The organism is Hydrogenimonas sp. (assembly GCF_029932565.1).
In the GTDB taxonomy this organism is placed as follows: Bacteria; Campylobacterota; Campylobacteria; order Campylobacterales; family Hydrogenimonadaceae; genus Hydrogenimonas.
Genome location: NZ_JAOZPV010000117.1, coordinates 1 through 3,421, shown reverse-complemented (window position 1 = coordinate 3,421; position 3,421 = coordinate 1). Strand labels below are relative to the sequence as shown.

The 3,421-nt window shown below is 46.3% G+C and carries 2 protein-coding genes; both read right to left on the bottom strand.

Going from position 1 to position 3,421, the window contains the following annotated elements:
- Positions 1-17 precede the first annotated feature (17 nt).
- Positions 18-2,366 carry a tyrosine-protein kinase gene (locus Q1K24_RS09560; RefSeq protein WP_300369447.1) on the bottom strand — a complete coding sequence of 783 codons (2,349 nt, stop codon included), beginning with the start codon at positions 2,364-2,366 and terminating at the stop codon, positions 18-20.
- Positions 2,367-2,375: 9 nt separating this feature from the next.
- On the bottom strand, positions 2,376-3,248 hold the full coding sequence (locus tag Q1K24_RS09555) for a polysaccharide biosynthesis/export family protein (protein WP_300369444.1): 873 nt from the start codon (positions 3,246-3,248) through the stop codon (positions 2,376-2,378).
- Positions 3,249-3,421 lie beyond the last annotated feature (173 nt).

Below are 3,421 nucleotides of genomic sequence, written 5' to 3'. Positions count from 1 at the left end.
AAAGACCCTGTCACACGTCAAGAGTAGTAGTTGCTGCTGTAGCCGTAATTGTAACCGTACCCGAAGCCATAAGCTCCCGATTTGGCATTGGCTTTGACACCGTTGAGAACGATGCCGGCACGTAATTCATGCTCCTGCACAAACTTGTTGATGTTTTTGAAGAAATCTTTCTTGGAATACTCCGCACGCACGACGATCAGGTTGATGTCTGACATGCGCATGACGATCATCGCGTCGGAAACGAGACCGATAGGCGGCGAGTCGAGCATGACGTAGTCGTATTCCAGAAGCAGCGTTTTGATAATCTTTTTGAAGCTTTCCGACATAATCAGTTCGGAAGGGTTGGGTGGTGTCGGGCCGCTGGTAATGACATCGAGATTTTCCTCTTTGGTATGCTGAATGACATCTTTGAGTGTGTCTTTTCCAACCAGCAGGGTACTCATGCCTTCCTTGTTGGGTACCCGAATAATTTCATGGAGTCTTGAGCGACGCATGTCCAAATCGAGCACAATGACTTTTTTTCCGCCTTTGGCGATGATTTTTGCCAATTCGACAGCTGTCGTTGTTTTGCCCTCCTGGGGAATGGACGATGTCACTGTCACCAGTTTCGATTTCCCCGTATCGGCAAGAAACTCCAGATTCGTTCGGATGACCCGCAGCGATTCGTAATATGCCGCAGGCTTTGTCTTTTTGCTGCCAAAACTCGGTACGACTCCATAGAGCGGCAGGTTCGTCAGTTTTTCGATATCTTCAGCGGTTTTGACCGTGTTGTCGAGCATTTTTCTGACGAATGCCTGCAGCAGGCCAAGTACCAGCCCAAGCAGCAAGCCGATGGCCACGATCAAAGGACGTTTTGGTTCCACCGGCCTGCCCGGCACGAGTGAAGGATCGAGAATCTGGATTTCGGATACTTTGGAGGCTTCGATGATAGCCGTTTCCGCTCTCTTTTGCAGAAGATAGGAGTAGATCTTTTCGTTGACCATGAAATCTCTGGTCAATTGGGCGAGCTGCTGCTCCTCCTGTGGAAGTGTCTGCAATGTTTTTTTATGCTCGTTTATCAGTCTTTGCAGTGACGCTTTACGTGTTTTCAACCCCTTGATCGTACTCTTCAACGACTCTATGAGCATCGACTTGAGCTGCTGGATCTGCTCCGTCACTTTTATGACATCGGGATGCAGTTCGGTAAAGTCGACCAACAGCGTGGAACGCAATGATTCCGCTTCCTGAAGCTTGGTGATCAATCCGCTGATAATCGGTCCGACCAATTGTGCCGAGCTGACATCGATACCTTTGATGTCCTTGTTGGATTTTACATAGGAAAGTAGATTGTCCAGAATACTCAACTGGGTATTGATCTCATACATTTTCGATTCAAGTTCGCTCAGCTTTGCTGTCGTCGTACCCGCCTTTGCCCCAACATCCATTATGACGTGCGTCGCTTTGAAACTTTCAAGCCGGGTGGCGGATGTCTGAAGCGTCTTGTGAATCGCTTCGAGCTGTTGATCGATAAAATTGAGCGTTTTGTTGGCACTTTCGGTTTTCAGCCTGATCTTTTCCTGATTGTATGCATCGATGACAGCATCGACAACATCCTTGGCCCGTAACGCTACATTGTCCTTAAATGAAACGGCCACGATGCTTCCGAAATCTGAAAGGGGCTCTGCTTCGACACCGCCTTGAATGAATCCATACATATATTCGTTTGGCACCACACTGAACATGTAGATTCCGGGAGGAATATCGAAAACCTTTTGAACCGTCAAAACGAACCAGGGTGTACTGATTTTTTCACCATATTTGAAATTCGCCTGATACTCGACCGGTTTGTCGTACTCCATGTTGAAATACGTAAAGAGCTTATAAAAAATTTTTTCTCTGAGCGAAGGTTTTATCGAGAGAGTGAACCGTTCCGCATCCAAGGGCCTGATCTTGATCTGTTGGCCGAAAAATGACGGATCCATCCACTCCGGGGAAACAATGAAGGGGGAATCTTTGTAGAGCTCGATTTTTTTCAGTTTTTTGACAACGAAATATCTCGTGCCGATATCGAGATTTTCCAAAGCTTTTTTCGCGAGAAAGCGTGATTTCATCAAGGCAAACTCATCTTCCATATTGCCGATACTGGTCGACAATGCGGCACTCACGAGATCCCCTCCTCCTGCCATCGCTTTTCCGCCGCTCAAGGAGGAGATTTTCAATGTAGTGGTAGCCTGATAGATATCGGATTTCAAATATGCATATATTCCCGCTCCCCCTGTCACAATCAACGTTATGAAAATTATGGACCATTTGTATCGACGGATCGTCGCGAAAATTTCCTTAATATCGATCTCGTCGACACTATTCTGCACTGTTTTTTCGTTCAACTCGCCACCTTACTGTCCACTGGAAGGTGAAATGATTACACCGCCGCCATTGTCGCCGCCCGTTACGATTCCAAGGTCATAGGCGTCATTAACCGCTTTGAAGGTAAGGAACGGAGACATAACCGTATTCAGGAAATTGAAAAATTCGGCTTTTTCCCGCAGACCTTTGTTGAACGCTTTGAAATCTCTGGGCTGTACATAGACGATATCGTTGGGTCGCAAAATAAGACTGGCGAGTTTCAGCTTTTTGATATTTGTCAAATCCACCTGGCGTATCTGCGGATTTCTGAGATCTCCGCGAATAATGAGTATGTCCGTTCTTCGTCCGTCCTCCGTCAGATCCCCGGCTGTTGCAAGCGCTTCGAAAAGGGTCATCGTACCGCTATGCAAAGGGATCACTCCCGGTGCACTGACCTCACCCAGAACAAAGAGCCGTTGATTGAGAATTTTAACCGATACATACGGGTTTCGCAAATACTTCTTGTAGGCCAGGATCAATCGTTCGGAGGCTTCCTTTTCCGTAAGTCCGGAGACTTTGATCTCGCCGATGAGCGGAATGTTCAGTTTGCCGTCCGGCGGTACGAGCAAACCATCGACCCCGCTTCGATTCATATAGGTAAGGCTCTGATCCAGAATGGAAGTCATCTGACCACCGACCGATGAAGCACTCTGGTTGAAAACACGGATTTCCAGACGGTCGCCCGGCTGGATTTTCCACTCGTAACTCATCTCTTTCTGATACTCTTCGTCGGATACTTCCGTAACGACTTTTTCCTCTTCCATTCCCTGGTTGAAGTAAATATAGTCTTTGTTTGCCTGCGAACATCCTGAAAAATAGAATGCCGCAAGCGGAAGCAGCAACGCCCAAACCAATCGTTTCATGATACGCCCCCATTTTTAGAATTTAACTCATTTTACAAAACATTTAATTAAAGCATTATTCAACTGACATGAATAATACCAATTAACTGCATATGTTTATATCGGCAAAATAGAAGAAAGCAATAACAGGGATTGGATTGAAAAAAGAGAGAATTTTTCTTTGAAAGTCAGAA